Source organism: Paenibacillus sp. FSL E2-0177 (genome assembly GCF_037992975.1).
Classification (GTDB): Bacteria; Bacillota; Bacilli; order Paenibacillales; family Paenibacillaceae; genus Paenibacillus_AQ; species Paenibacillus_AQ odorifer.
Genome location: NZ_CP150307.1, coordinates 5390233 through 5416851, shown reverse-complemented (window position 1 = coordinate 5416851; position 26619 = coordinate 5390233). Strand labels below are relative to the sequence as shown.

The 26619-nt window shown below is 44.5% G+C and carries 19 protein-coding genes; 18 read left to right on the top strand and 1 reads right to left on the bottom strand.

The features are described 5' to 3' along the window. Nucleotides 1-49 precede the first annotated feature (49 nt). From lepA to dnaJ, 13 genes are all read left to right on the top strand, one after another. Complete coding sequence (gene lepA, locus MHI25_RS24200) at nt 50-1864, top strand: translation elongation factor 4 (RefSeq protein WP_036677511.1); 1815 nt, start codon at nt 50-52, stop codon at nt 1862-1864. A gap of 105 nt (nt 1865-1969) precedes the next feature. Beyond that, complete coding sequence (locus MHI25_RS24195) at nt 1970-3775, top strand: histidine kinase (protein ID WP_254848730.1); 1806 nt, start codon at nt 1970-1972, stop codon at nt 3773-3775. Continuing rightward, on the top strand, nt 3760-4527 hold the full coding sequence (locus MHI25_RS24190; RefSeq protein ID WP_340394499.1) for a response regulator: 768 nt from the start codon (nt 3760-3762) through the stop codon (nt 4525-4527). The genes MHI25_RS24195 and MHI25_RS24190 overlap by 16 nt, the downstream gene beginning before the upstream one ends. Before the next feature lie 95 nt (nt 4528-4622). Next, the gene (locus MHI25_RS24185) at nt 4623-5927 is read left to right on the top strand and encodes an extracellular solute-binding protein (protein WP_076129697.1); all 1305 of its coding nucleotides are present in this window, start codon (nt 4623-4625) and stop codon (nt 5925-5927) included. Nucleotides 5928-6018: 91 nt separating this feature from the next. Then, nucleotides 6019-6903 (top strand): sugar ABC transporter permease, encoded by an 885-nt coding sequence (locus tag MHI25_RS24180; RefSeq protein WP_249267723.1) that lies wholly within the window; start codon nt 6019-6021, stop codon nt 6901-6903. A gap of 63 nt (nt 6904-6966) precedes the next feature. After that, the gene (locus tag MHI25_RS24175; RefSeq protein WP_076129699.1) at nt 6967-7794 is read left to right on the top strand and encodes a carbohydrate ABC transporter permease; all 828 of its coding nucleotides are present in this window, start codon (nt 6967-6969) and stop codon (nt 7792-7794) included. A 19-nt stretch (nt 7795-7813) separates the two neighbouring features. After that, a complete protein-coding gene (locus MHI25_RS24170; RefSeq protein WP_340394497.1) occupies nt 7814-10090 on the top strand; it encodes an FAD-dependent oxidoreductase in 2277 nt (758 codons plus the stop codon). A 185-nt stretch (nt 10091-10275) separates the two neighbouring features. After that, nucleotides 10276-11448, top strand: coding sequence for a radical SAM family heme chaperone HemW (gene hemW, locus MHI25_RS24165; protein WP_076105910.1), 1173 nt, complete (start codon nt 10276-10278; stop codon nt 11446-11448). A 93-nt stretch (nt 11449-11541) separates the two neighbouring features. Then, nucleotides 11542-12033: an N-acetyltransferase gene (locus MHI25_RS24160; RefSeq protein ID WP_051490987.1), complete on the top strand. Its 492-nt coding sequence runs from the start codon at nt 11542-11544 to the stop codon at nt 12031-12033. 103 nt (nt 12034-12136) lie between these two features. Then, on the top strand, nt 12137-13168 hold the full coding sequence (hrcA, locus tag MHI25_RS24155; RefSeq protein WP_036677493.1) for a heat-inducible transcriptional repressor HrcA: 1032 nt from the start codon (nt 12137-12139) through the stop codon (nt 13166-13168). A gap of 48 nt (nt 13169-13216) precedes the next feature. Further along, nucleotides 13217-13798, top strand: coding sequence for a nucleotide exchange factor GrpE (gene grpE / locus MHI25_RS24150; protein ID WP_036677491.1), 582 nt, complete (start codon nt 13217-13219; stop codon nt 13796-13798). Between the two features lie 175 nt (nt 13799-13973). Then, nucleotides 13974-15821 (top strand): molecular chaperone DnaK, encoded by a 1848-nt coding sequence (dnaK, locus tag MHI25_RS24145; RefSeq protein ID WP_036677488.1) that lies wholly within the window; start codon nt 13974-13976, stop codon nt 15819-15821. Between the two features lie 253 nt (nt 15822-16074). Next, the gene (gene dnaJ, locus MHI25_RS24140) at nt 16075-17199 is read left to right on the top strand and encodes a molecular chaperone DnaJ (RefSeq protein ID WP_340394496.1); all 1125 of its coding nucleotides are present in this window, start codon (nt 16075-16077) and stop codon (nt 17197-17199) included. A 1744-nt stretch (nt 17200-18943) separates the two neighbouring features. Here dnaJ and MHI25_RS24135 read toward each other — a convergent pair. After that, complete coding sequence (locus MHI25_RS24135) at nt 18944-23506, bottom strand: S8 family serine peptidase (protein ID WP_340394495.1); 4563 nt, start codon at nt 23504-23506, stop codon at nt 18944-18946. Nucleotides 23507-23789: 283 nt separating this feature from the next. Here MHI25_RS24135 and MHI25_RS24130 point away from each other — a divergent pair, with 283 nt between their 5' ends. The 5 genes from MHI25_RS24130 to MHI25_RS24110 all read left to right on the top strand — a co-directional run bounded on the left by MHI25_RS24130 (nt 23790) and on the right by MHI25_RS24110 (nt 26476). Beyond that, nucleotides 23790-24149 (top strand): hypothetical protein, encoded by a 360-nt coding sequence (locus MHI25_RS24130; protein WP_076128954.1) that lies wholly within the window; start codon nt 23790-23792, stop codon nt 24147-24149. 38 nt (nt 24150-24187) lie between these two features. Next, entirely contained in the window at nt 24188-24367 is a 180-nt protein-coding gene (locus MHI25_RS24125; protein ID WP_036683923.1) for a YfhD family protein, read from the top strand. Nucleotides 24368-24464: 97 nt separating this feature from the next. Then, nucleotides 24465-24839, top strand: a complete 375-nt coding sequence (locus MHI25_RS24120) for a hypothetical protein (RefSeq protein WP_076128956.1) — start codon at nt 24465-24467, stop codon at nt 24837-24839. A gap of 11 nt (nt 24840-24850) precedes the next feature. Next, entirely contained in the window at nt 24851-25000 is a 150-nt protein-coding gene (locus tag MHI25_RS24115) for a hypothetical protein (RefSeq protein WP_175619034.1), read from the top strand. A 564-nt stretch (nt 25001-25564) separates the two neighbouring features. Next, nucleotides 25565-26476 carry a methyl-accepting chemotaxis protein gene (locus MHI25_RS24110; protein ID WP_076310171.1) on the top strand — a complete coding sequence of 304 codons (912 nt, stop codon included), beginning with the start codon at nt 25565-25567 and terminating at the stop codon, nt 26474-26476. The last annotated feature ends 143 nt before the right edge of the window (nt 26477-26619 follow it).

The window sequence follows — 26619 nt, the reverse complement described above, 5'->3', positions numbered from 1 at the left end:
TACTGTTATAATAAGTGGATTAATATCAGGCTGTCTGTGGGGGTAAGGAATGACTGACGTTCAGAAAAGACAACAACAAATTCGCAATTTCTCGATTATTGCACATATAGACCATGGTAAATCGACACTAGCTGACCGCATTTTGGAATACACGGGGGCACTAACCACGCGTGAAATGCAGGAACAGGTACTCGATCAGATGGATCTGGAGCGCGAACGTGGTATCACAATAAAGCTGCAAGCCGTGCGTTTAACCTATCGTGCAGACGATGGTGTAGAGTATTATCTCAACTTGATTGATACACCGGGGCACGTCGATTTCACCTATGAAGTTTCCCGCAGTCTTGCAGCATGTGAAGGTGCACTGCTGGTTGTGGATGCGGCTCAAGGAATTGAAGCACAGACACTGGCCAATGTGTATTTAGCACTGGATAACAACTTGGAAATCCTACCTGTGCTCAACAAAATTGATTTGCCAAACGCTGACCCTGACCGGGTAAAGCAGGAGATCGAGGATGTTATCGGGCTGGATACCAGCGAAGCGGTTATGGCATCTGCCAAAGCCGGTATCGGAATCAAGGAAATTCTGGAGCAGGTGGTGAAGCAGGTTCCTGCGCCATCCGGTAATTCAGAAGAGCCGCTTAAAGCATTGATCTTTGACTCTCACTACGATCCTTACAAAGGCGTTATCGTCTATGTGCGCGTAATGGACGGGAAGATCCGTGCGGGTTCGAAGATTAAGATGATGGCAACTGAGAAGACCTTCGAGGTCATTGAAGTTGGCGCATTTATGCCGCGTATGACCATTGTCGATGAATTGAACATCGGTGATGTTGGCTTTATCGTAGCTGGGATCAAGCATGTTGGAGATACCCGTGTCGGTGATACTGTCACTGACGCAAAGAATCCTACTGCTGAGCCGCTTCCAGGTTACCGTAAGATCAACCCGATGGTATATTGCGGGTTGTATCCGATTGAGACCTCCGATTATAACGATCTTCGTGAGGCGCTGGAGAAGCTCCAGCTGAATGATGCTTCGCTAAGCTTTGAGCCGGAAAGTTCAAGCGCACTTGGATTTGGTTTCCGTTGCGGTTTCCTTGGACTCTTGCATATGGAGATCATTCAAGAGCGGATTGAGCGCGAGTTCAATTTGCCGCTAATCACAACAGCGCCGAGTGTTATTTACCGAATTATGCTGACCAATGGCGAAATGATCCAAATCGACAACCCGTCACATTATCCGGAGATCGGTACGATTGACTATATTGAAGAGCCGTATGTTAAAGCAGCGATCATTGTGCCTAACGACTTCGTGGGTACTGTAATGGAGCTGTGCCAGAACAAACGCGGCGAGTTCGTAAATATGGAATATCTAGATACTAATCGTGTAACGATTACGTACGAGATTCCGCTGTCAGAGATCGTTTATGATTTCTTTGATCAGTTGAAATCCGGTACGAAAGGTTATGCTTCTTACGACTATGAAATTTGCGGATACCGTCGTTCGAATCTGGTCAAGATGGATATCTTGCTTAACAATGAGCAGGTCGATGCCTTGTCCTTTATCGTTCACCGCGATCGTGCCTACAACCGCGGACGTATCATTTGTGAGAAGCTGCGGGGGATTATCCCGCGTCAAATGTTCGAAGTGCCGATTCAAGCCTCTGTGGGTACGAAGGTGGTTGCGCGTGAAACCGTTAAGGCGATGCGCAAAAACGTACTTGCTAAATGTTACGGCGGCGATATTTCCCGTAAACGGAAGCTGCTGGAGAAGCAAAAAGAAGGTAAGAAACGCATGAAGCAAGTGGGTAGTGTAGAAGTACCACAAGAAGCGTTTATGGCAGTACTGAAGATCGATGAGTAGAAAATAGGTAGAGCCGGGAGAATATCCCGGCTCTATTTTTTTAAGCAGGAGCAGATTACAATAGGGGGAAGGATTGTAAGCACATACAAAGTGAGGGGAGTCCTCGTGAAGCGATTATATTTGAAACTTACGCCAAGTACCTTTAAGAATCGGATTTTGTTAGCCTTCTTGCTGTTGGTACTAACACCCATTGCCATACTCGTTCTATATAACTTTAAAGAGACAGAACAAATGCTGCAGGATAATGCGGAAACGAAGAACATAGAGCAGCTTATTGGTATTAAGAATGGTTTTGTTGATCTCATGAGTCTCGTGATGAAAACAGGGTCATTACTCGAACAAGATACGACGATTTTATCGATAATGAAGAATCCCGAGCAATCTGATGAAATCACGAGAAAAAAACTCGTTGAAAACAAGTTTGGAGCGATTGAAAATACATTCTTTATGAGTGGAGCGACGGTGTATTATACATTAATCGACCTTCATGGAAACGCATACACTTCCTTTATGCCAAAGGAAACTTTGAGCTACGACGAAATCCAATCAGAGGATTGGGTTCAAGCCTTGAAGCGAGAAGGAACGAATCGATATATATGGAATCCGAATGACAAGAATAATGTGGTCCGGGAAAGTACAACAAGTAAGAAAATGCTTAGTCTTTATGAGGTTATGCGTGATAATGGTTTGAATATTTATGCCTATGCAAGATTAAGTATCGATTATGAGGAGTGGTTTACCAGATCAACGTTAGGGAGTAAACAGGAAGGGGCTTTATTTCTACTCGATGCCTTGGGGGGTGTGATGCTTAATCCGCTTAAGGATGAGACTTTTTCCCCTGATATTGCGCAGAGTATTGTGAAGAGTGCCAACCAGCGGCAGACGGGGCGTGCTGCATCCATTGTCGATCCGAAGGAGGAAAGTTTATACACATACAGCTACATCGAGGAGTTAAATGGCTATGTTGTTAAAAAGGTGCAGCTAGCACAGCTATTTCTTGAGGTAGACAAGCAGAAACGACGGTTTTTTGGTGGATTTGGAATCATTCTACTGCTATTTGTTCTATTAACTTATTTCATATCATCGACGATTACAGTACCGCTTAAGAAGCTACAGAAGAAGATGGAAATGACCGCTAAGACGAATCTCAAAATGAAATTACCCGAGCAAGGGCGGGGAGAGATTCTTGCCCTGACTCAGAGTTTCAATATCATGATCCATGATTTAAATGAGCTGTTGCAGCGACTTCAGCTTGAAGAAAAACAGAAGCAATTCGTTCGATTTCAGGTATTACTTTCGCAGATGAACCCGCATTTTCTACTAAATACATTGAATACGATAAAGAGCATTGCCTTAGATAAAGATGATGATGAAATTTATGGAATTTGTGTTTCACTAGGAAAAATATTGGAGACAACCTTAAATACTGAAGTCGATTTGATCCTGTTAAAGGATGAAATCGTACTAATAGAATCTTACATGGAGATACAGCGGCAACGTTTTGGACATGGGATTGAAATTCAATATGATATCAACGAGGAACTGCAATACGCATTAATCCCTAAATTTTGTCTGCAGCCCTTAATTGAAAATAGCTTGATTCACGGCTTCGGTCAGTCTGTAAAACAAGGGAGAATTGATATCTCCGCTAAAGTGACTGAGCAACAGCTGTATCTGCAGGTTAGAGATAACGGCATGGGGATAGAAAGAGCACAGCTGAATAAGGCTACACGGAAACGTAAAGGAATCGGTGTTCAGAATATTAGGGAGAGCTTGGAGCTGTTGTTCAAGAATCAACGGACAGGTATGGACATTGTGTCATCAGACACAGGAACTGAAGTGATCATCCATTTTCCATTCCTTATTTCAAAACCTTACGATGGAGGTAAGCTCACATGTGGAGAACGTTAATTGTGGATGATGAACAACCTGCGGTTAAAAGTATACGGAAGCTATTCTTAAAGGCTGGAATCCCGTTTGAAATTATAGGTGAGGCGGAGAATGGAGAAGTAGGCTTGCAAATGATTCGTGAGCTGCAGCCTGATGTGGTAGTGACGGATATTAATATGCCGGTGATGGATGGGGTGAAGCTTCTTCAAATTACGCGAGAGGAAGGCTTCGACTGCCGATTTGTAATGTTGACCGCATTGAGTGAATTTGAATACGCCCGGCAGGCGCTCGTATTTGGGGCTTCGGACTACATTTTGAAGTTATCTTTAGATCTCCAAGGCTTGAAGCAGACTATGGGTAAGGTCCAGGCCGAGCTGGAGCGAATGGTGAAGATGAAGAAGGCCGATAAATGGTTTCCTGAGAAGCAACAAACGGGACCGACAGATCATGTGGAGATGAACAAAATTATAGCTTATATTGAAGAACATTATGCTGAGGACATCTCGCTCAAATCCATGTCAGAGTTGATCCGGATGGATGCCAGCTATATAAGTGACTTATTCAAGAAAAAGACAGGGAAAACGTTGACCAATTATATTCAAGAGCGTCGGATTCAGGCTGGGAAAATGCTGCTTGCAGAGACGAAGCTAACAATTAGCGAGATTGGGCAGCAAGTAGGCTTTGAGAACGATAATTATTTTATAAAAATCTTCAAAAAGTGGTGTGGTGTCACGCCAAATGAATTCCGTAAAGAACCAAAAAACGTTCTATAAGTTCCCAAATGTAGTTCATCCCCCAGAATCCGCTCTGATGATAAAGTTATAGATGTAGAGCACAACACATAATCCTTCCAAGGGGGAAGCTATCTATGAAGAAAAAGTGGTATCCTGCAGTGCTTTCTGTCTTATTAGCAGGTACGATGCTGGCTGGTTGTGGGAGTGGTGGAAGTAATGCATCGCAGGGCAGTGCAAATGGAGAACCAGCAAAGGAGAAAATAAAGCTTACGATGTGGGGGGCAGTTCCTGCAGAAGCCGGGCCTCAAGCTGTAGTTGATAACTGGAATAAAGATCATCCAGATATTCAAGTCGAGTATATCCGTAATGTAAATGACGATGCAGGCAACTTAAAGCTGGACACTGCTTTGATGACCAATCAAAACATAGACCTTTTCATGAACTACGATCTTGCTCATTTACAGAAACGTATGGATGCAGGCGTTGCCTTGGATCTAAGCACGAAAACAGATTATGATATCGACAGCCAGATCGGCGAGGACGCAGCGATGTGGAAAATCAATGATAAATACTATGGGATTCCTACAAAGAAAAACATGGCGTTTGTATGGTTGAACAAAGATATGCTGGATGCAGCAGGATTACCGATTCCTGCGGTGGACTGGACTTGGTCAGATCTTGAGGAGTATGCGAAGAAGCTAACGAAACCTGGTGTGTACGGATTATTGCAGGCAGATTCCTCCTTCGCAACAACGATGGACGGTACGCTTGCTGGAATGGGTGTGAAACAGGCGGATGGTACTTCAAACTTTGGAAATGATCTCTGGAAACAGCAACTGGAAATATTGCATAACATGATGTTCGTGGACAAATCCACACCGGAATATGGGGAGCAGCTGACCAGTAAAATGCCGGTTGACACCATGTTCCTGCAAGGCAAAGCGGCAATGCTGGCAGCAGGTGAGTTTATTTTCCGCAATGCGAACAACTTGAAGGACTATCCGCATGATTTCAAAACCGCGTTCGCCGCTATTCCAAAAGTGAATAAAGATCAAAAGGATTATAAATATTCGGGCGGTGTGGGCGACATGCTTGCTCTTAATGCAAAGTCCAAGAACCTGGATGCGGCTTGGGAGTTCGCAAAATGGTATGCGGATGGCGGTATGCTGCCAATGGCAAGCGGGGGTCGTATTCCAGCCTCTAAGAGTGTGGACAGTAAGGAAGCGATGAGCCTTCTCTTGAATGGTGTAGAAGACAAATATGATACAGATTCAATGAATAATATTGTATTCGGCAAATTCCCATCCTTCCAGCTAAATGTACCTCAACAAGCCATTGATGCACGTAAAGAAGAGTATGAAAAATACTTCTTAAATAAGCAAGATATTGATACCACGATGAAAAATATGCAAACCCGTTCGCAAGAGTTAATGAAATAAAGAAATAGCTGGCACAAAAGAGAAGGAGGAAGAATTCTTCGTTCTTCTCTTTCGTGTACCCATTTTTCAGCATACGAAAGGCGGCGATACCGTGAAGCGGAGAAGCTGGATGGACAGACAAGGCTGGATCGGCATGACTTTTATTCTCCCGAATATGATTGGTATTCTCTTATTCTTTGTGATTCCTGCAATCTTTTCCTTTGTCCTGATGTTTACGAATTATCAATTTTCAAATCCGAATTGGCAATTTACCGGGCTGGATAATCTCAAACGGTTGTTCCATGACGATAATTTCTATGCCTCGATCAAATATACGGTGATATTCCTGATATCGGTTCCAGTATCGATGGTGCTCGCTTTTATTGTGGCGCTATTTCTAAACCGCAGTGTGTATCTTAAAGGATTATTGCGTGGAATGTTTTTCCTGCCGTATATCTCTAGTGGAGTAGCCGTTGCATTTGTCTGGATGCTGCTATTTCAGCCTTCACAGGGACCCATCAATGAACTGCTTCGCTGGATTGGCATAACATCGCCGCCAGGGTGGTTTGCGGATACGGAAACCGCAATGTATGCCATTGATATCGTACAGATCTGGCTGATGCTTGGCTACAATATGATCATATATTTAGCAGCACTACAGGAAATTTCGACAGAACAGCTGGAAGCTGCCCGGATCGATGGTGCAAGCACATTTAAAACAACATGGAAAATTGTATGGCCTCTTGTTAGTCCAACAACTTTTTTATTAATGATTACCGGATTAATTATGACGATGAAATCGTTCTCGATTATTCAAGCCATTACGGCTGGAGGACCTAGCGGAAGTACGACGGTCTTATCACTATTCGTTTATAAAACAGCATTCAGTTATTACGATATGGGATATGCTTCAGTCATTTCATGGTTCTTGTTCGCCGTCATTCTCGTCATTACAGTCATTCAGTGGATCGGCCAAAAGCGCTGGGTTCATTACTAATTAAACCCACAAAGTGGAGCTTTGCGGGAGGCCCCGAAACCATAAATTAAAGGAGCAGGCGGTATGAATGAAAAAGCAGGAAACATGAAGGTGAAGCTGCCAGTGACGATCATCATGTTTGTTCTAGGACTATTTATGATTGTGCCTTTTCTATGGATGCTCAGCACATCTTTTCAGACACCTGCCGAGGTGTTTAACGAATGGCTGCCTTCATCTCTCAACTGGAGCAATCATATTCGGGTGTGGACAGGAAGTTATGATTTTGTTCCGTATTATTTAAATTCACTTAAGATATCGATTATTGGGACTGCGGGAGCTGTGTTTCTATCTGCCCTTGCCGCTTACGGATTTTCACGTACTTCGTTTAAAGGGCGGGATGGCCTATTTGTCATATATCTATCCATGATGATGGTTCCACCGCAGGTGCTTTTTGTTCCTAAGTTTATCATGTTTAACTGGGTTGGGATTTACAATACGCATTTGGCCCTAATCCTTCCAGCCATGTTCTCGATCTTCGGTGTATTTATGCTTCGGCAGTTCTTTATGGGCATTCCTAAGGAAATTACGGAATCTGCTTTTCTGGATGGAGCCGGTCATTACAAAATATTTTTCCGCTTAATTCTGCCATTAGCGAAGCCGGCAATCGCTACGTTTGCTATTCTTGATTTCTCCTGGCAATGGAATGATTATGAGAATGCGCTTGTATTTTTGCAGAGCCCTAAGCTATATACCATTCCGCTTGGATTGCAGAATTTTATTCTTGAGAACAATGTGGATTACAACGGGATGATGGCCGCTTCGTCGGCTGCGATCATTCCAATGATTGTTATCTTCTTCATAGGTCAGAAATATATTATTCAAGGGATTTCTAGCTCGGCTGTGAAAGGCTAACTATAGGAGGGATACTGACATGAGAACAGAAACGGTTAAATCCGATGTGACAGTGGTCGGGGGTGGACTTGCAGGGATGAACGCGGCGATTGCTGCAGCACGTCTTGGGTTAAAGGTAGCACTGGTACAGAATCGTCCTGTACTTGGTGGTAACTCGAGTTCAGAGGTTCGGGTATGGGTATGTGGTGCAACAGGACATGGTGTAAATCGCTATGCACGGGAGACAGGCATTATGGGTGAGCTGTTCATCGAGAATCAATACCGGAACCCGGAAGGGAATCCATATCTATGGGATCTAACCTTGCTCGAAGCGGTGAAGGCAGAATCGAATATCAGCTTGTTCCTAAATACCGATGTACGTGAAGTGGAAGCGGAAGGTGAGGCAGAGGAGCGTACGATTCAGAGTGTGACCGGCTGGATGATGGGATCTGAGCGTTTAATCACGTTCGAGAGCGATGCTTTCATCGATTGTACGGGTGATGGTTTAGTGGGCTTCCTAGCAGGAGCGGATTTTCGATTAGGACGTGAAGCCCGTCATGAATTTAATGAGGAATGGGCACCAGAAGTGCCTGATAATATTACATTAGGCAGTACATTATTATTCTATACACAGGATACTGGAAAACCGGTACGTTATGTTGCACCCTCATTCGCGAAGGATATTACAACAACGTCTATCCCGATCCGCCGGGTCATTCGGAGTGGGGATTCAGGCTGTCACTACTGGTGGATTGAGTGGGGCGGCGAGCTTGATACGGTGGATGAGAATGAACGTATACGTGATGAACTATCCTCTGTTATTTATGGGATTTGGGATTACATTAAAAACTCAGGTCATTTTGATGCCGAAAATATGACGCTGGAGTGGGTTGGCTCAATTCCGGGTAAACGTGAATACAGACGGTTTGTTGGCGATACGATCTTAACGCAAAATGATATTCTTGCGCAGCGTGAATTTGCAGACCGGATTGGATTCGGAGGATGGTCGATTGATCTGCATCCACCGCAAGGGATGTACGCAGAAGAGAGTGGCTCCAAGCATCTGCATGCGGATGGGATCTACCATATTCCATTTGGTTCGCTATATTCGAAGAATGTGCGGAATCTATTCTTCGCGGGTCGTAATATCAGTGCATCTCATGTGGCTTTTGGAACCACACGTGTTATGGCAACCTGTGCGATCATGGGTGAAGCAGCTGGAGCAGGTGCAGCTTTATCCGTCATCAAAGGTGTGACCCCACGTGAAATTCGCGAGCAGCATATGCATGAATTGCAACAGGTGATGTTAAAGCAAGATGCTTCGATTATTGGATTACGTAACGAAGATTCACTGGACCTCGCCAGAAAAAGCGAGATTCATGCATCCAGCACGTTGAATGGTATCCTGTTGGATCGTCCAGCCGAAGCTTATGAGCTTTCTCATGATGTAGGGATTTTGTTTCCGGTTGAAGGAAGTATCCGCGGGTTAAGGCTGCTTGTGTCAGCAAGTATTCAGACGCAGCTGACCGTGGAGATCTGGACGACTGGACGCGCGGAAAATTACGTGCCGGCGGAGTGCAAACAGGTTGATGTTATAACAGTACAGGCTGGAGAGCAGCAATGGATTGAAGTACCGATACAAGAGGAGAAATGTAGTCTTATCGGTGAATGTAATATCTTCGCTATTATTCGAGCTAATGAACACCTTCAATTGCATATTTCAGAAACCCCAATCACTGGTGTCATTACATTTGAGCGAGGTGCTAAATCCGTTGTTGATTCAGCGCTGGAGGATCATCAGCCAGATCAGCCGGTGATAGAGTGGAGCATGAAACAACTTGTACGCAGGCATTTCTGCTTTGCAGTAGAAACATCGGCATATGCTGCATCTAAAGTCATTGATGGGTATGTTCGACCTTTCGCGGGACCGCATAGCTGGGTTTCTGAGCCGATGACCGCGGGTAGATCGGAGTGGGTAGAGGCGCGTCTCCCTGATGCTGTTCCAGTCTCCGAAATCCATTTCACCTTTAATGATGATGTCAATGAAGATCTCATCAACTTACATCACCATGAAACGCCATTTCTAGTGATTCCTGAACTGGTAAAGAACTATGATGTAGAGCTGCTCATTGATGGCGCGTGGCAAGTCATGCTCCGTGTCAAAGATAACCATCGCCGGAAAAATGTTCATCGATTAGAGAAGCCTGTCCTTACAGATGCTGTCCGGATCGTTATTCATGAAACTAACGGTGGAGTACATGCCGAACTTGTGGAAATGCGGATTTATCAAGAAGCAACGGCTTTGCCGTCCTTATAGGGACGGTATCCGTTTCTGCGGGAAATACAAAATATATAGGATAACGTAAAACTTATACTTTCTTATATTATAAAATAGAGTTCATTTATAAATGAACGCCCTCGGAGGGAAGCCGTCAGGCTTCCCTTTTCTTGTTTTTTAGATTACACTATTCAAACGATATTTTTATATAAAGGAGACAGCTAATGACAACGAAGACTAATGGCCGTCCCCCTGAGGCTGTATACATTCATATCCCTTTTTGTACCAATAAGTGCTTTTATTGTGATTTCAATTCCTATGTACTCAAGGATCAGCCAGTTATGGATTATCTCGAAGCTTTGGATCGAGAGATGGAGCAGACCGTCAAGAACACCCCTCCGGGTGTTATCAAAACGATCTTCGTCGGCGGAGGCACACCCACTGTTTTAAAACCTGATGAAATGGCTTATTTCTTAAAGTCTGTTCGCACGCATTTCCCCAACTGGGATAAAGATATTGAGTTTTCTATGGAAGCTAACCCTGGAACAACGGATCTGGACAAGCTGACGGTTATGAAAGAAGGCGGCGTGAACCGGGTGAGCTTTGGTGTTCAAGCATTTCAGAACGAGCTGCTCACAGGCATCGGCCGGATTCATAATGTAGATGATGTATACCGGAGCCTAGAGAATGCACGTGCAGTTGGACTAAATAATCTTTCGGTTGACCTGATGTTTGGGCTGCCTAATCAAACTGTTGAGATGTTGGGCGAAAGTATCCGCAAGGCGTTGGAGCTGGATCTACCCCACTATTCTATTTACAGCTTGAAGGTGGAGGAGAATACTCTTTTTCACACGCTGTTTAATAAGAACAAGCTTCCTCTTCCTAATGAAGAAGATGAATTGCAAATGTACCTCCTGTTGATGTCCTCTATGAAGGAAGCTGGTTACAATCAATACGAGATCAGTAACTTCGCGAAACCAGGAATGGAGAGCCGCCATAATATCACCTACTGGCGTAATGAAGATTATTATGGTCTAGGAGCAGGAGCGCATGGATATGTGGGACGTCAGCGGCATATTAATGTTAAGGGCGTAAATCCATATGTAGAAGCCACACGTAAAGGGCTGCCACGACTGGATGCATACCCAATCTCAGAAGCAGAAGCGATGGAAGACTTTATGATGGTCGGCTTGCGTATGCATGAGGGCGTCTCTAATGAAGCTTTTCAGGCGCAATTCGGGCGTTCAATAGAGGAAGTATTCGAAAAATCCTTGCATAAAATGCTGCATGCAGGGCTGTTGGAACAAGAAGCAGGGGTTTACCGACTCAGCAAGCAAGGAATCTTGTTTGGGAACGATGTTTTTGCTGAATTTGTAGGCGCCCTGACAGAAGTTTAATTTTAAAATACCCCTTGAATTGTAATTCACTCTGTTGTATATTTATTCATATTATCAACAGAGGGGTGAACCAAAGTGCTTGCCAAGACGGAAATGATTCGCCATTCGTCTCCAGCGGGAGACGCACAGGTGATTTGTAGAAATGCTGTGGTAGAAGATGTTGAGCCATTGTATCTAATGATAGAAGAGTATGCCCAGCGCGGCATCATGTTGCCCCGTTCCCGGCAGGCGCTGACACGCCAGATCGATCAATTCGTAGTTGCCGAAATCGAAGGCAGATTCGTAGGCTGTGGTTCACTTTTCAAGCTCGGGAATGATCTCGTAGAGATTCGTTCAATTGGATTGAATGATGAAGGTAAGGGTAAAGGCGTAGGCTCCATGATATTGGCGAAGCTGGTCGAGGAAGCTAGGAACCAGAAAATCCCAAAGGTTATGGCACTAACCTATGCTGTTGATTTTTTTCTTAGAAATGGATTTGAAGTCGTCCAGAAAGAGATTTTCCCTGAAAAAGTATGGACAGATTGCGTGAATTGTAAAAAGCAGCATGCCTGCGATGAAATAGCAGTGCTTAAGATACTGAACTGACTTGACAACGTCAATGTCAGTTTGGTATTTTTGTATTAGTGGTTAGCACTCATCTGAGTCGAGTGCTAACGAATCGGAGCCACAGCCGATAGGAGGGAATAACATGTTAACTGATCGCCAGAGAATGATACTAAATGCAATTGTGGATGATTATATTTCATCGGCAGAGCCAGTAGGATCTCGCAGCATTTCTAAACGGGGAGATGTAGGATACAGTCCGGCTACGATTCGAAATGAAATGGCTGACCTAGAGGATTTAGGTTATCTCGAGCAGCCTCATACATCGGCGGGAAGAATTCCTTCCCATAAAGGATACCGATATTATGTGGATCATTTGGTACCGTGGAATTCCGCCGAAACGGCAGAAATGGGCACGATCCGCGCTTTTTTTGCCGAGAAGCTAAATGCAATGGAGCAGGTAATCCAACATGCGGCGATGATTCTTTCCAATATGACGAATTATACTTCCATCCTGCTGGGACCGGAGGTTTTTCATACTTCATTGCGTCATTTTCAGTTGTTACCACTAGATGATACAACCGCTGTGGCCATTATCGTCACAAGTACGGGGCAAGTTGAGAATCGTACGGTGAACATTCCGCCGGAGATTTCTGTTTCCGAGATGGAGAAAGTGGTTAACCTACTGAATAGTAAACTGGTCAATGTACCACTCTATAAGCTGAAGACTCGGCTCTATTCCGAGCTTGGCGAAGAAATGCAGCGTCACATCTCACATTATGAAGAATTAATGCAGGTGCTGGACACCGCGCTGGAAAGCGATCAAGAGCAGCGCATCTATCTCAGCGGAGCAACGAATATGCTGACACAGCCCGAGTTCAAAGACGTAGACAAGGTGAAGAGTATTCTTGATCTGCTGGAAGAGACACCGACACTGCTCAAAATGCTGGCCCCTACAGTGGGTGGCACAGGTATTCAAGTACGAATAGGAACAGAAAACAATCACGAAGCGTTCGCTAACTGTAGTCTGATCACCGCCACTTATTCACTTGATGGGCAGGCACTAGGAAGCATTGGGATCCTTGGGCCGACCCGTATGGAATATGCAAGAGTGATGGGGATCTTGGGCATTTTATCCCGAGATTTGACAGCGATGCTGGCGCACTGGTATAAGTGAACAGAGTCAACATGATTTCGTGAATGATTTTAAGGAGGTGAAGACAACTTGAAAAAGGAACAAGTTCAAGATTCTAATGAATTCAAAGAGGAATTGATCAATGAGGAGCCTGTGGCTGAAGTAGTCTCAGATGCCGACTCATTTACAGCTGAAAACGTTAGTGAAGGTGCTTCAGATACAGGTGCTGAGGTGAAACGCCTACAGGATCTTGCTGATGAATATCAAGGTCGTGCACTGCGTGCACAAGCTGATTTTGATAACTTCCGTCGTCGTACCCAGAAGGAAAAAGAAGAGTTGGCTCAATATGCTACCTCCAAGCTCCTGACGGAATTGCTTTCCGTGCTGGACAATTTCGAGCGTGCGTTAGTCACTACTCCAGCTAATCCTGAATCCGAAGCTTTCGCGAAGGGCGTTAATATGATTTTCCGTCAGCTGGATGGGGTATTGAAGGCTGAGGGGCTTACAGCTATGGAAACAGTAGGACAGCCTTTTAATCCTGAATACCATCAGGCTATTATGCAGGTTGAGAGCGAGGAGTACGAAGAGGGTATCGTTACAGAAGAGGTTCAAAAGGGATATCTTCTGAAAGATAGAGTTCTTCGTCCGGCCATGGTCAAAGTCAGCATGTAGTCTGTCTATATAGGACGGGCAGTTTCTGCTCGCCATAAAGCAGCAGTGCTTTTGCCTACTATTTATCCGATTGCAGGCTGTTGCCCGGATAGTTTATTATCAATCGAATTTTTTTGATATTTTTATAAATTTATTGAGCTTAGGCTCCATATAACTTTAGAGGAGGCAAATTATTGTGAGTAAAGTTATCGGTATTGACTTAGGAACCACGAACTCTTGCGTTGCCGTTATGGAAGGCGGCGAAGCCGTAGTAATTCCAAACCCAGAAGGCGCGCGTACAACCCCTTCGGTTGTAGGTTTTAAGAAAGACGGCGAGCGTATCGTCGGTGAAACGGCTAAACGCCAAGCGATTACTAACCCTGATCGTACGATCAGCTCTGTTAAACGTCACATGGGTACTAACCATAAAGAAAGCATTGATGGTAAAGACTACTCCCCACAAGAAATTTCGGCAATGATTCTGCAAAAGCTGAAATCCGATGCAGAGGCTTATCTTGGCCAAACTGTTACTCAAGCAGTTATTACTGTTCCTGCTTATTTTAATGACAGCCAACGTCAAGCTACCAAAGATGCAGGTAAAATTGCAGGTTTGGAAGTTCTGCGTATTGTGAACGAGCCAACAGCAGCAGCTTTGGCATATGGTCTGGAGAAATCCGAAGATCAAACCATTCTAGTCTATGACCTTGGTGGCGGTACTTTTGACGTATCCATCCTTGAACTTGGTGATGGCTTCTTCGAAGTAAAAGCTACAAGCGGCGACAACAAGCTGGGTGGCGACGACTTTGACCAAGTGGTTATGGATTACCTGGTATCCGAATTCAAAAAAGAGCAAGGCATTGATCTGAGCAAAGATAAATCTGCTGTACAACGTTTGAAAGATGCAGCTGAAAAAGCGAAAAAAGAATTGTCAGGCGTACTGACAACAACTGTATCGCTTCCGTTCATCACTGTGGTTGACGGCGTACCTCAGCACTTAGAGATCAACTTGACTCGTGCGAAATTTGATGAACTGACTGCTGGTCTGGTAGAACGTACTTTGGGACCAACTCGTCAAGCATTGTCTGATGCTGGCATGACCCCTGCAGACCTTACTAGAATCGTTCTGGTTGGTGGTTCTACACGTATCCCAGCTGTACAAGATGCTATCAAAAAGCTTACTGGCAAAGAACCACACAAAGGTGTGAATCCGGATGAAGTAGTAGCTCTTGGTGCTGCTGTTCAAGCGGGTGTATTGACTGGTGATGTTAAAGACGTTGTATTGCTTGATGTAACTCCGCTTTCCCTGGGTATTGAAACTGCAGGTGGCGTGTTCACGAAGATGATCGAGCGTAATACTACGATTCCTACAAGCAAATCCCAAGTATTCTCAACCTTTGCTGACAACCAACCTAGCGTAGAGATTCACGTGCTGCAAGGTGAGCGTCAAATGGCAAATGGCAACAAGACACTGGGACGCTTCATGCTGAACGAGATTCCACCAGCACCACGTGGCGTGCCACAAATCGAAGTTTCTTTCGATATTGATGCCAATGGTATCGTAAATGTATCTGCGACAGATAAAGGCACGAACAAGAGCCAAAAAATCACTATCACTTCTTCCAGCGGCCTGAGCGACGCAGAAGTAGAACAAATGATGAAGGATGCCGAGCTTCACGCTGAGGAAGACCGTAAGCGTAAAGAACTGGTAGAAGCGAAGAACGGTGCTGACCAACTCGTGTATTCTACTGAAAAAGTAATTAAAGACCTTGGCGATAAAGCTGATGCTTCTGATGTTGAAAAAGCAAATGAAGCTAAAGATAAAGTTAAAGCAGCACTTGAAACTGACAATCTTGAAGAAATCAATGCAGCTACAGAAGCATTGACTGAGATTGTACAACAGTTGTCCATGAAGCTGTACGAACAAGCTGCTCAAGCTGAGCAAGGTGCTGAAGGTGGCGCTGGAGCCGCTGAAGGCGCTCCTAAAAAAGATAATGTAGTTGACGCTGACTATGAGGTTGTTGACGAAGATAAGAATCAAGGGTAACCTTATACGATAAGTGTAATAGGAAACTGATAAATTCTTATATAGTTAAGAAGGGAAGGTCAAAACCGGGTCATCCCGTGTTTTGACTTTCCTTTTGTAATATCAGATTGCACACTCTTTGCGAATGCGCCTTCTGATATTGTAAGAATAAACATCGCTGAATCTGGATGGTCAGATCCTGAGGTTTTATCGTATAATGGTTTGTTTGACAGGTAATAAGGAATTTGAGTATGTATGCACGGAGGTGAAAGCAGTGGCAGATAAACGCGATTATTATGAAGTGCTTGGCCTTAGTAGAGATGCTTCAGACGATGAGGTGAAAAAAGCGTACCGGAAATTGGCGCGCCAATATCACCCAGACGTGAATAAAGCAGATGACGCTGAAGCTAAGTTTAAGGAAGTAAAAGAAGCTTATGATGTTCTTAGTGATGGACAACAGCGAGCTAGATATGACCAATATGGCCATATTGACCCTAACCAAGGTATGGGCGGCTTCGGAGGCGGCGGTGGTGGCGACTTCGGAGGACTTGGCGATATCTTTGATATGTTCTTTGGAGGCGGCGGACGCCGTGATCCTAACGCACCGCAGCGCGGTGGGGATTTGCAGTATACCATGACCATTGAATTCAAGGAAGCGGTATTCGGCAAAGAAACCGATATTACTATTCCACGTACAGAAACTTGCGATACCTGCTACGGCTCCGGGGCTAAACCGGGCACTAAACCAGAGACTTGTTCCGTATGTCATGGTAGTGGACAACAGGAATTCGTACAGAATACACCGCTTGGACAGATGCGTAATCGTCGTCCTTGTTCACATTGCAGTGGTACAGGTAAGATTATTAAGGAAAAATGTACGACTTGCGCCGGACAGGGTAAGGTTAAAAAGCAACGCAAGATCCATGTGCGTATCCCGGCCGGTGTTGATGACGGTGCACAGCTGCGCATGACTGGCGAAGGCGAAGGCGGCTTACGCAGCGGTCCTGCTGGAGACTTGTATATTGTTATCCGTGTCAAATCGCATGATTTCTTCGTGCGTGAGAACGATGATATTATGTGCGAGGTTCCGCTTACGTTTGCACAGGCAGCACTTGGTGATGAGATTGAAATTCCAACCTTAACCGAAAAAGTGAAGCTGAAGATTCCTGCCGGAACGCAAACAGGCACTTTCTTCCGCCTCAAAGGTAAAGGTGTTCCACGTCTGCGTGGATCTGGCCAAGGTGATCAGCATGTACGAGTAATTGTTGTGACACCTAGCAAGCTCAATGAAGAGCAAAAAGAATTGCTACGCCAGTTCGCTTCTCTGAACGGAGAAAACACACATGAGCACGAGCAGTCCTTCTTTGATCGTGTGAAACGTGCGTTTCGTGGGGACTGATATCCTAACTCATTCATTCAGTAAATGAATAGAAAAAGACAGCAGAGCAGCGATCCTCCCGTTATTGGGGGATCGCTGCTCTGCGTTTTTGTCCAGGCATGAGATTAGGGCAGGGCCAGTTAACTAACCTCATGCAAATCTTTGGAGGAGCTGTGATGCTTGAACCTGCGGAATTCTGCGTGTTTGGCTAACTCGGCCAATCCCGTAACCTCGGTAAACCTGGTAACCCCGGTGACCCCGGTGACCCCGACAAGCCCGGCAACCGCGAACCGCGAACCGCGAACCGCGAACCGCGAACCGCGAACCGCGAACCGCGAACCGCGAACCGCGAACCGCGAACCGCGAACCGCGAACCGCGAACCGCGAACCGCGAACCGCGAACCGCGAACCGCGAACCGCGAACCCCGAACCCTTAACCTTGGAACCCCCGACTGGTCTCCAGCTTTTTTAAACACACTAAATGCTTTGAATTATCTACGTGGGCTTGCGGACCCAGAAGACGCTATTTGCAAATTTATCGCCTTTTGAGCGAAGTTTCGGACTCCAGTGCAGCTATTGCTCAGAAAAGTGCTCATGATTGGTGTTTTTCGTGCTAATAGCGACTATGGGGTCCGTTGGCATGGAAAATGTCGCATAATTCAGTGTTTAAGTGCAACTGTGTCCGATAGCGCTGAGAATAATCATCCGAGTGGATAGGACCCAAAAGACGCTGGAGGCATACGGACCCAGTTGACGCTATTTGCAAATTTATCGCCTTTTGAGCGAAGTTTCGGACTCCAGTGCAGCTATTGCTCAGAAAAGTGCTCATATTTGGTGTCTTTCGTGCTAATAGCGACTATGGGGTCCGTTGGCATGGCAAATGTCGCATAATTCAGCGTTTAAGTGCAACTGTGTCCGATAGCGCTGAGAATAATCATCCGAGTGGATAGGACCCGGAAGACGCTGGAGGCATACGGACTCAACTGACGCTATTTGTACATTTTTCTCCTTTTGAGCCAAGTTTCGGACTCCAGTGCAGCTATTGCCTAGAAAAGTGCTCATATTTGGTGTCTTTCGTGCTAATAGCGCTATGGGGTCCGTTGGCATGGCAAAAGTCGCATAAATCAGCGTTTAAGTGCAACGGTGTCCGATAGTGCCGAGCATAATCTTCTGCGTGGATAGGACCCGGAAGAGGCTGGAGGCATACGGACCCAGTTGACGCTATTTGCAAATTTTTCTCCTTTTGAGCGAAGTTTCGGACTCCAGTGCAGCTATTGCCTAGAAAAGTGCTCATATTTGGTGTTTTACGTGCTAATAGCGACTATGGGGTCCGTTGGCATGGCAAAAGTCGCATAAATCAGCGTTTAAGTGCAACGGTGTCCGATAGCGCTGAGAATAATCATCTGAGTGGATAGGACCCAGAAGAATCTGGAGGCTTACGGACCCAGTTGATGCTATTTGCACATTTATCGCCTTTTGAGCGAAGTCGGACTCAGCTGATGCAATTTGCACATTTTTCTCCTTTTGGGCGAAGTTTCGGACTCCAGTGCAGCTATTGCCCAGAAACACGCTCATATTTGGTGTCTTTCGTGCCAATAGCGACTATGGGGTCCGTTGGCATGGCAAATGTCGCATAATTCAGTGTTTAAGTGCAACTGTGTCCGATAGTTGTCTCGTATGCGCCGCAGAAGTGACCTTAAGACGAGAAAGCCCCAGCAGCCATTTGGCTGCTGGGGCTTTCTTTGAGAGTTCAACTAGATACTGTTTAAGAACGTAGGTCCTCAAACACACGGCTCAGAATGGTTGCTGCTTGTGCACGAGTCAGAGTGCCTTGTGGATTGAAGTTGTCCGCACCAACGCCCTTGAGATAACCTTTGCTTACAGCATAGGCTACGGCGTTACGTGCTTCTGCAGCGATGTTGTCGGCATCCTTAAAGCTCAAAGGAGTCTTAGCTACTGTAAGATCAGCGCCTAGGGCCTCAGCAATGATAAGGGCTGCTTCTTCGCGAGTCAGCACATCGCGTGAACCACTTTGTTTGATACGAGTATTCCATGTGTCACCTTTTCCGAGTAGACGGTCGAAGAGCGTTAACAGTTCCGCTTGATTTAAGGTGTCAGCAGGTTTGAAGCTGCCATCGGTTCCTTTGCCGGCAATGATGCCATGAGCAGCAAGAACTTCGATATCGCCTTTAGCCCAGTGTGTGTCGATATCCTTGAAGCTTACATTATGGGATGCAACGCTATAAGAGCCGTCGCCAGTAACTGTAAACTGTAGAATACCTTCTTTAGAGAAAGATCCAGGTTGCAGATAGGACCATTTATGATCCTTTGTTTCTGCATAGGCGGCAGTTTTTCGAGCATCACGTAGACTGCTGTCTTTTAGATTAAGCTGAAGGGTAACCGGCTTTCCGGTTGTCCAACCATTTTTGATGGTAAGAATGGAAGAACCAATATTGATCGCAGCTGAGCTTCCTGATAACACTGCTGCATCACTAGCATCAGCCAGACTTATCGTAAGCAACAAACCACTGCTGCTAATGAAATCCGGAAGGGTTGCCGCTGGAATAAGAACATTGAATCCATTACCGTTAAGGCTGAGTGCATTCTCCGATTTCTTCAACTGTTCAGCTTGCGCCGGGGTAAGCGTAATAACAACTTGGCTATACTTATTGAAATTCACATCGCTAAGATCAAGTACAGAAGTCTTATCTTTTGCATTCTGAATCGAATTTGTTAATGCAGTATCTAAGATATTAAACACCGCTGAAGCTTTACCACCAGCTGGATCGGCTGTCTCTACTAGCTTCCCGGATTTCGAAGAAGGTCCAGGAGTGGGAGTGCTGGTTGCTGTAGGTACATACGACTCAGAAGATGGAGGCGATGTAGGCGATGGTGTTGGTGTCGGTGTTGGTGTTTCTGTTGGATCTGGCGTTGCTGATGGCGTTGGCGTTGGTGTCGGTGTCGGTGTCGGTGTCGGCGTTGGTGTAGGTTTTTCAGGTGTGTTTACAGTTACACTTACTGTTCTTAAACCAGATGGGATAGTTGATGTTGTGGCATCATTCCAAATCTGGACATCATATAGCTCAAAGGAATAATCTCCTGCTGTTGCTGGTTCGAAGGTTATTTGGGCTAGTGAGCCAGAGCCGTGATAAGCACCTCCTGACAGATTGACACTATATTGTGTCAGTTTGTGGCCGTCTCCAAGGTCATACGTTTGTGAATATTCTGTAAGTGGAACACTAGAGAAATGCTCCTCTTGATACGTAACCAGCTGTACGCTTGGCTGGATTACTGGTGTTTCAAGGGAATCATCGTATATGACACCGAATGAAGCCCCATAGACGCCATAAACCTCGTCTGTCACGGAATAATCTAAATCAACGGTCACAGATTGTCCTACTTCAATGGTGGATGCAGAAAGAGCCGGAGTTACTGTGAAAGTACCGTCCCCTGTGCTATAAAGCAGCCGCTGTACGTAATCATCGTCGTCTGCACCATTGCCTACTTTATCGACCACATGGACTTTGTACTCATTTAGCCCCTCGTTAACAGGAACATCAATGGTAAAGGCACCGTTATTTGCAATCACACCGCCAAATTTATAAGCATTCCCATCATAATGTTTGCCTTCGGCATATACGGTAAACCAGTTTCCAATAGGGTTTGTATTAGAAATATAATAGGCCATTAGGTCATCATCAATGAAACCACTAATTTGTGCCACGCCAGGATCGGTTGGCGCTTCACGTTCATACTCCTCAATGGTGATGCCGGAAACTAGCGGCTTCTCGGTATCAATTGTGAACTCAGCCTTTTGTTTCTCGAGCAGTTGCCCATTGGGAAGCACAGGAATGATGTAGTAGTGACCATCTGCTAAAGTCGACTTGGCGGAGGTCTCCAGGTCTGTTAATGTTCCATCCCAATTTGGAACTTCGTATACACCACGATAGATCTTCTCATCGATCGCATAAACTTCACCTAAAACTGTTGCAGGAGCATCTTTTGAAGAGGCAACGAAACTTATGCCTTCCAGCTCTTCATTGACAGAAAAGGAAAAGGTGGTGTCGTCTGAGCGACCATCACCATTAGGTGAAATTTGTGGACTTTCAAAAGAGAGCTGATTAATAGGTGCTACATTAAATTGGTCACCTACAACAACGTTAAATGGCAGACGAAGGGTTTCTGTATCAGAGGTAAGTAACAGGTTGCCTTCATATGCGCCCTCTTTTGCTGTTTTAGATACATTGAGTGTGAATTGTGCATATTGATCTGCCCCTGAGGTAACGCTGTGTGGTGCAAAATCAATACTAATATCAGTAGGAGCTTCTGTCAGCCATTTGGTGGACAGGGTGTATGTTTCTCCATTCCCTTTAAAGTCCTCTACATAGACAGCTTTCGTTACAGTAACACCCTTTGGCTGTAAGCCGAAGGATAAGGAACCTGTGTAATAAGGGATTTCAACAGTACCCGGAAGACCGCTGTTAAGGATCTCACCGACTTTAGCAATGGATTTAGCGTTTATCGACTTCTCCAGATTAATTAAACCTGCACCTTGTTGGTACAAGGAGTAAGAATTCCCATCACGGTTAAAAATAGGATCAGCATTGTTCATCAACAGAGCTTTAATTTCATTTGGCTTCAGATCAGAGTTTTTACTCAGTAACAAAGCCACAGCTCCTACAACATGTGGGGTTGCCATGCTAGTGCCATTTTTTAAGCCGAAAGCATGGTCATAGTTCCCATCCCAGCTAGGGATCGTCGAGTTGATATTGACTCCGGGCGCTACAACATCAGGTTTTATTAGATAATCGGGCATCCCTGGACCCATAGAACTGAAGTTTGCTAACTGATTTACTTCAAGCGCTATATAGTAACTGATTATATCTTTAGCAGCAGCCATCTGAGTTTTTATTTTTTTGCCATCGGCTTGACTGATTCCGTAGGTAGGAATGTAATCCCCAGGCGCACCAAGGGTGGGGCTGATTTCACCAGGCTCATTATTGGCAATCAGCAAAAGCTTCGCACCAGCAGCTTTGGCATTAAGAGATTTGTCTGAGAAGCTCAGCGAGCCCCGATCAACAAGCACTACCTTATCTTTGACATCCAGATTTTTGTAATCGGAAGGACTCCCAAGACCAGCGAAAACGATCATACTGCCAGCAATATTATCGATTAAATCTGGGGAGTAACTGGCTAATGTCCCGGGAATCTTTTTAACATCACCAATATCAAAGAAAGGGGTATTTATCGGAGTAGTAGAAGCTCCAACACTAAGCGCGAGTTGGGCACCAGCGGGCTCGCCCAGTGTTCCTGCATCCGGTCCAGCGTTACCGGCGGCAATAATAACGTTCACGCCCGATTTTACGGTATTGTCTATCGCGATTGAACTCGCGGAATAGCTTTGGTTGACACTAGAGCCTAGAGATAGGTTAATAACATCTGCTCCGTCATCGACCGCTTTCTCAATACCCGCAATTACATCCGCTGTGGAACCAGATCCATAGGGACCAAGTACGCGATACGCATACAATTCTACCTCAGGTGCCACATCTAAAATTGTCCCGGCAACGTGTGTACCATGCGAGGTTTCGTAAGGAGTACCTGCTCTTGGAGGGAAGTTAGCATCAGGGGCTGTTTCAGCAGGATCATCATCCTGATCATATACATCATAGCCGCCCTTATAATTATCTTTTAACAAAGGGTGATTCTTATCAATACCAGTATCGACAACAGCTACCTGTACATCTTTGCCTGTGTAACCTAAATCATGTAGTTTGTCCGCGCCTATTAGCTTGCCGCTGTCTGAATAGGAACGTGTAACAGGTAATGTCGCTACTTCAACACTGTCTGCTAGTGCATGTACTTCTTCATTTGGATAGATAGCCGCAACGCCTGGAAGCTCTAACAGCTTGTTTACTTGATTGGCTGGCAGCGTAATGGAATACCCGTTAAAAATCTCACTGTATTCAAAACCGATATCGGCATCGATTTTCTGTGTTGAGGAAATAAAGCTTTTATGCTCTGAGATAATTTTACTGCGTTGTGAGGAGACTGAGGATCGTAAAGAATAAGTTTTTGCCTCATTTACATACACACTGACTGGTTTATTAGTCAATTCCACAATTACTGAAACTGGTGCTGAACCTTTGAGTATTCCAGCATAGTTATGAGGGGTTACACTTTGAGACTGTACATCCGTAACCAGGGTTGAAGATTCAAGGGATGAGTTCGCAAATGCAGCTGATGGAAAAAGAACAGACACAGCCAGTCCGAAGCTTGCCGCTCCAATACCGAATCTTTGAATAGAGTGTTTAAAGGTACGTTTCAAATAAGTTCATCCTCCCAAATGAATTTTTTGTATTGCAATGTGTCTGTGGTTCTCCTCCTCAAAATAAAATGTAAAAAATTATGAAAATTAAATTTATTCTACAGCTATAACTTCAAATCGAATATACAACTTTAGTACCATATTGCAGCGAAGCGTTGAGGAAAATGTCGAATTCCCAGTAGATAAGTGGAATATAAGAAAATCAGAGCATAAAACAAATGAAATTAAGACAATATAAATGAATGCAACAGATATCTGAATTTCAAGCGAGAGCGGGGATAAGATGTCGGAAAGATATATTTTGGCATATTTTAAAAGTCCAGAGGAAGCCGAAGGCGTCGCGCGCAAGCTTCGTGCACTTCGGGCCATTGAAGTTTCCATTGATCGCTTCAGTAGATATGGAGGTACCAGCTTTAGCTCAGGGGTAAATCCGGTGACAGGCAATGTGGCCAGAATGGACTCCATGACTGCTGAGCATGCACACACAGGCATACTTGCAGCTGCGGACACCAGCTCTAGCGGGATGAGTCATGGTGGTAACGGTGGTCCAACGGGGAGAGATATTTTGCTTACGGTTATTGTGCATACGAAGTCCTACGATCAGGCTCTGCGCTTAATTGAAGAAGCAGGCGGGATGGCCTGATCAGGCACTTCATTGAGTAAGAAGAAAGGAGACGAACAATGGATAGAGAGAACTCACAAATCTTCTCCAAGACGGAGAAATTGAAAATGTTATACGAAGCTAAAGCAGAGGATGTAGAATTCTCGGCGGCGGAAGCCGATCTTGATGATATTGAAGCTCAGGATCGCGCACAAGAAGCGGACAAACGTCAGCTGAATGAGATTATGAAGAAAGAATAGCAGCTAAAAAAGCTAAGGCGGATACCTCACTTTGTGGGGTATTTTTGCGTTTGGGCATGTATAATTAGGGCGAAGAGCTTAAGTGTGGGGGGAGAAGATGGATAACGTTATTTTGTGGACAGGGTTAGCCTTATTGATCGCATTATTAACCTATTTGAACCAGAAGCAGTTGTACTCTCCAAAAGTAAAACGCGCCTATCGTGAGTTGCGGGAGCTGACAAAGAAGGTTCGTATGGAGCGCTCTGAGGCGAGCGATTTGTATCGATGGGAAGCAGAATTAACCGAACTAGAGAATCATCCGAATGAACTGAATAAATTGGATGCCGAAATTAGGTTTCATCACGCATTTTTGTTATATCTTGAACGTCACTACCCTTCAGACCCAAGGATTATTGGTTTGAAGCAAGCTGACGCATATCAGAAGGATATGGTTTTGGGGATTAAAATAAAAGATTATAAATCCAATAAGTAAGATAATTTTGAATGTGTGTACAATGGGAGAAGGAATATATTCGTACAGGTCGCAGACAACTGTTGCATGAAGGCGAGGGTAGGCGTGGCTTGCTGCGCCGCAGCCTGGCTGGAGTGCATTTGAAAACGGAGGAACTTCCATACTTTGCTAAATGGGATTGAGAATGATAGGAATTTGAAAATGAAATTGAGAGTTTGAACCCTAGCTGATATTTGCAGCTGGGGTTTTTGTTATTAGATCAGTAAAAATGAACTGAGTTAGGCAATTTTTTAGCTTATAAGTAAGGTTACCGCTAAGAAGAATTTGGGGGTCTCATAGTCGACGTAGCTGTAGATATTTTTCTGTTGGAATCGGGTAACATTTTCGGCATGTTTGAGGTTGGAAAATGAAATTAGGGAAAACCTCCCTCTATTTTTCTCTAAATGCTCGAAAAAAAGAGATTTTAGGGAAAACCTCCCTGAAAATCCCCTGAAAAGATAGAAAAAGACCTGATTTCATGAGTTTTTGGGGAGTATTTCCCAAAAAGATAGATGAACATTCGAATCTTGCACATCATTAGGGATGTTTTCCCTAATTATCATCATTTCGAGTATATTAACGTCTGCAGATGTTATAAATATTTTAAGTAATATAGCTAATATCACACTACAGATTAAGGATGTATAATTGTTCGAATATACTAGCTACGACCAATCAACTATTGAATTTTTTCAGGGGGAATTAGAATGGGGCTGGTACACTCTCAAGGAGTTACTGATGAGCTTGTTGTTAGATCTTTAGAAAGAAATTTAGCTATTATCCGGTTTGACCTTGATCGCCGGGTAGCTTATGTGAATGAAGTTTTTGCAAATTCCATGGGATATAAAAAAGATGAAATGTACGGAATGCATCATAAAGAGTTCTGTTTTCCACATTTCGCAGATAGCCCAGGTTACGAACGGTTTTGGCAGGATCTTTTTACAGGGAAGAGTTTTCAGGATAAGATCGAACGAATGGATTCGAAAGGAAATGCGGTTTGGCTTGAAGCCACCTACATGCCAGTATTTGATGAAAGCAATGAACAAGTCATCGGAGTATCTAAAATAGCAACTAATATCACCCAAAGACAAAACAACATGAGTAATGTTGTCCAACGGATGCAAGAGATGGCAGACAGCTTGAATCAAAGAGCAGATTTAGGTATTGAGCGCAGTCAAGAATTATTACGAAGCATCAACAAAATCGCCGAAGTATCGATAGAAAATACACATACTTTAGCTAATCTTGAAAAGCAAGCTGTAGCGATTCATAGCATCGTGCAAACGATTCGCGATATTGCTTCGCAAACGCAATTATTAGCCCTAAATGCTGCTATTGAGGCAGCGCATGCCGGGGAGTATGGCCGAGGTTTTGACGTAGTGGCAAAAGAAGTAAGAAAATTATCTTCCATGGTACAAGATTCGATCATAAAGGTACGGGATAGTGTGGATGCGATCACGCTGGAAATTGGAAAGATCTCTATAGGAACAAATCAAGTGCAAGAAAATATAGAAGATAGTCAGCAGCAGGTTCTGGTAGCGTTGGAGGATTTTTCGAAGATTGCTTCTTCTGCACAAAATCTCGACACACAAGCGCGCGAGGTTATGGATATCCTTTAATTGTTAATATGTATGTTGATAGATTGAATATCAGCAAAAAAGGGTCGGTCTCCTACTTAAAAGAGATGGACCCTTTTATTGTTGGTATTATCCGATTTTGTTAACAATCAAGGTAGGAATCATATATCTATGATTTGTGATGA

What these genes read in the sequence shown, in the direction of transcription:
- hrcA (WP_036677493.1), top strand. Translation starts at nt 12,137, where the DNA reads ATGTTAACTGATCGCCAGAGAATGATACTAAATGCAATTGTGGATGAT.
- MHI25_RS24110 (WP_076310171.1), top strand. Translation starts at nt 25,565, where the DNA reads ATGGGGCTGGTACACTCTCAAGGAGTTACTGATGAGCTTGTTGTTAGA.
- MHI25_RS24125 (WP_036683923.1), top strand. Translation starts at nt 24,188, where the DNA reads ATGGATAGAGAGAACTCACAAATCTTCTCCAAGACGGAGAAATTGAAA.
- MHI25_RS24170 (WP_340394497.1), top strand. Translation starts at nt 7,814, where the DNA reads ATGAGAACAGAAACGGTTAAATCCGATGTGACAGTGGTCGGGGGTGGA.
- MHI25_RS24185 (WP_076129697.1), top strand. Translation starts at nt 4,623, where the DNA reads ATGAAGAAAAAGTGGTATCCTGCAGTGCTTTCTGTCTTATTAGCAGGT.
- MHI25_RS24190 (WP_340394499.1), top strand. Translation starts at nt 3,760, where the DNA reads ATGTGGAGAACGTTAATTGTGGATGATGAACAACCTGCGGTTAAAAGT.
- MHI25_RS24160 (WP_051490987.1), top strand. Translation starts at nt 11,542, where the DNA reads ATGATTCGCCATTCGTCTCCAGCGGGAGACGCACAGGTGATTTGTAGA.
- lepA (WP_036677511.1), top strand. Translation starts at nt 50, where the DNA reads ATGACTGACGTTCAGAAAAGACAACAACAAATTCGCAATTTCTCGATT.
- MHI25_RS24120 (WP_076128956.1), top strand. Translation starts at nt 24,465, where the DNA reads ATGGATAACGTTATTTTGTGGACAGGGTTAGCCTTATTGATCGCATTA.
- MHI25_RS24130 (WP_076128954.1), top strand. Translation starts at nt 23,790, where the DNA reads ATGTCGGAAAGATATATTTTGGCATATTTTAAAAGTCCAGAGGAAGCC.
- MHI25_RS24175 (WP_076129699.1), top strand. Translation starts at nt 6,967, where the DNA reads ATGAATGAAAAAGCAGGAAACATGAAGGTGAAGCTGCCAGTGACGATC.
- hemW (WP_076105910.1), top strand. Translation starts at nt 10,276, where the DNA reads ATGACAACGAAGACTAATGGCCGTCCCCCTGAGGCTGTATACATTCAT.
- MHI25_RS24115 (WP_175619034.1), top strand. Translation starts at nt 24,851, where the DNA reads ATGTGTGTACAATGGGAGAAGGAATATATTCGTACAGGTCGCAGACAA.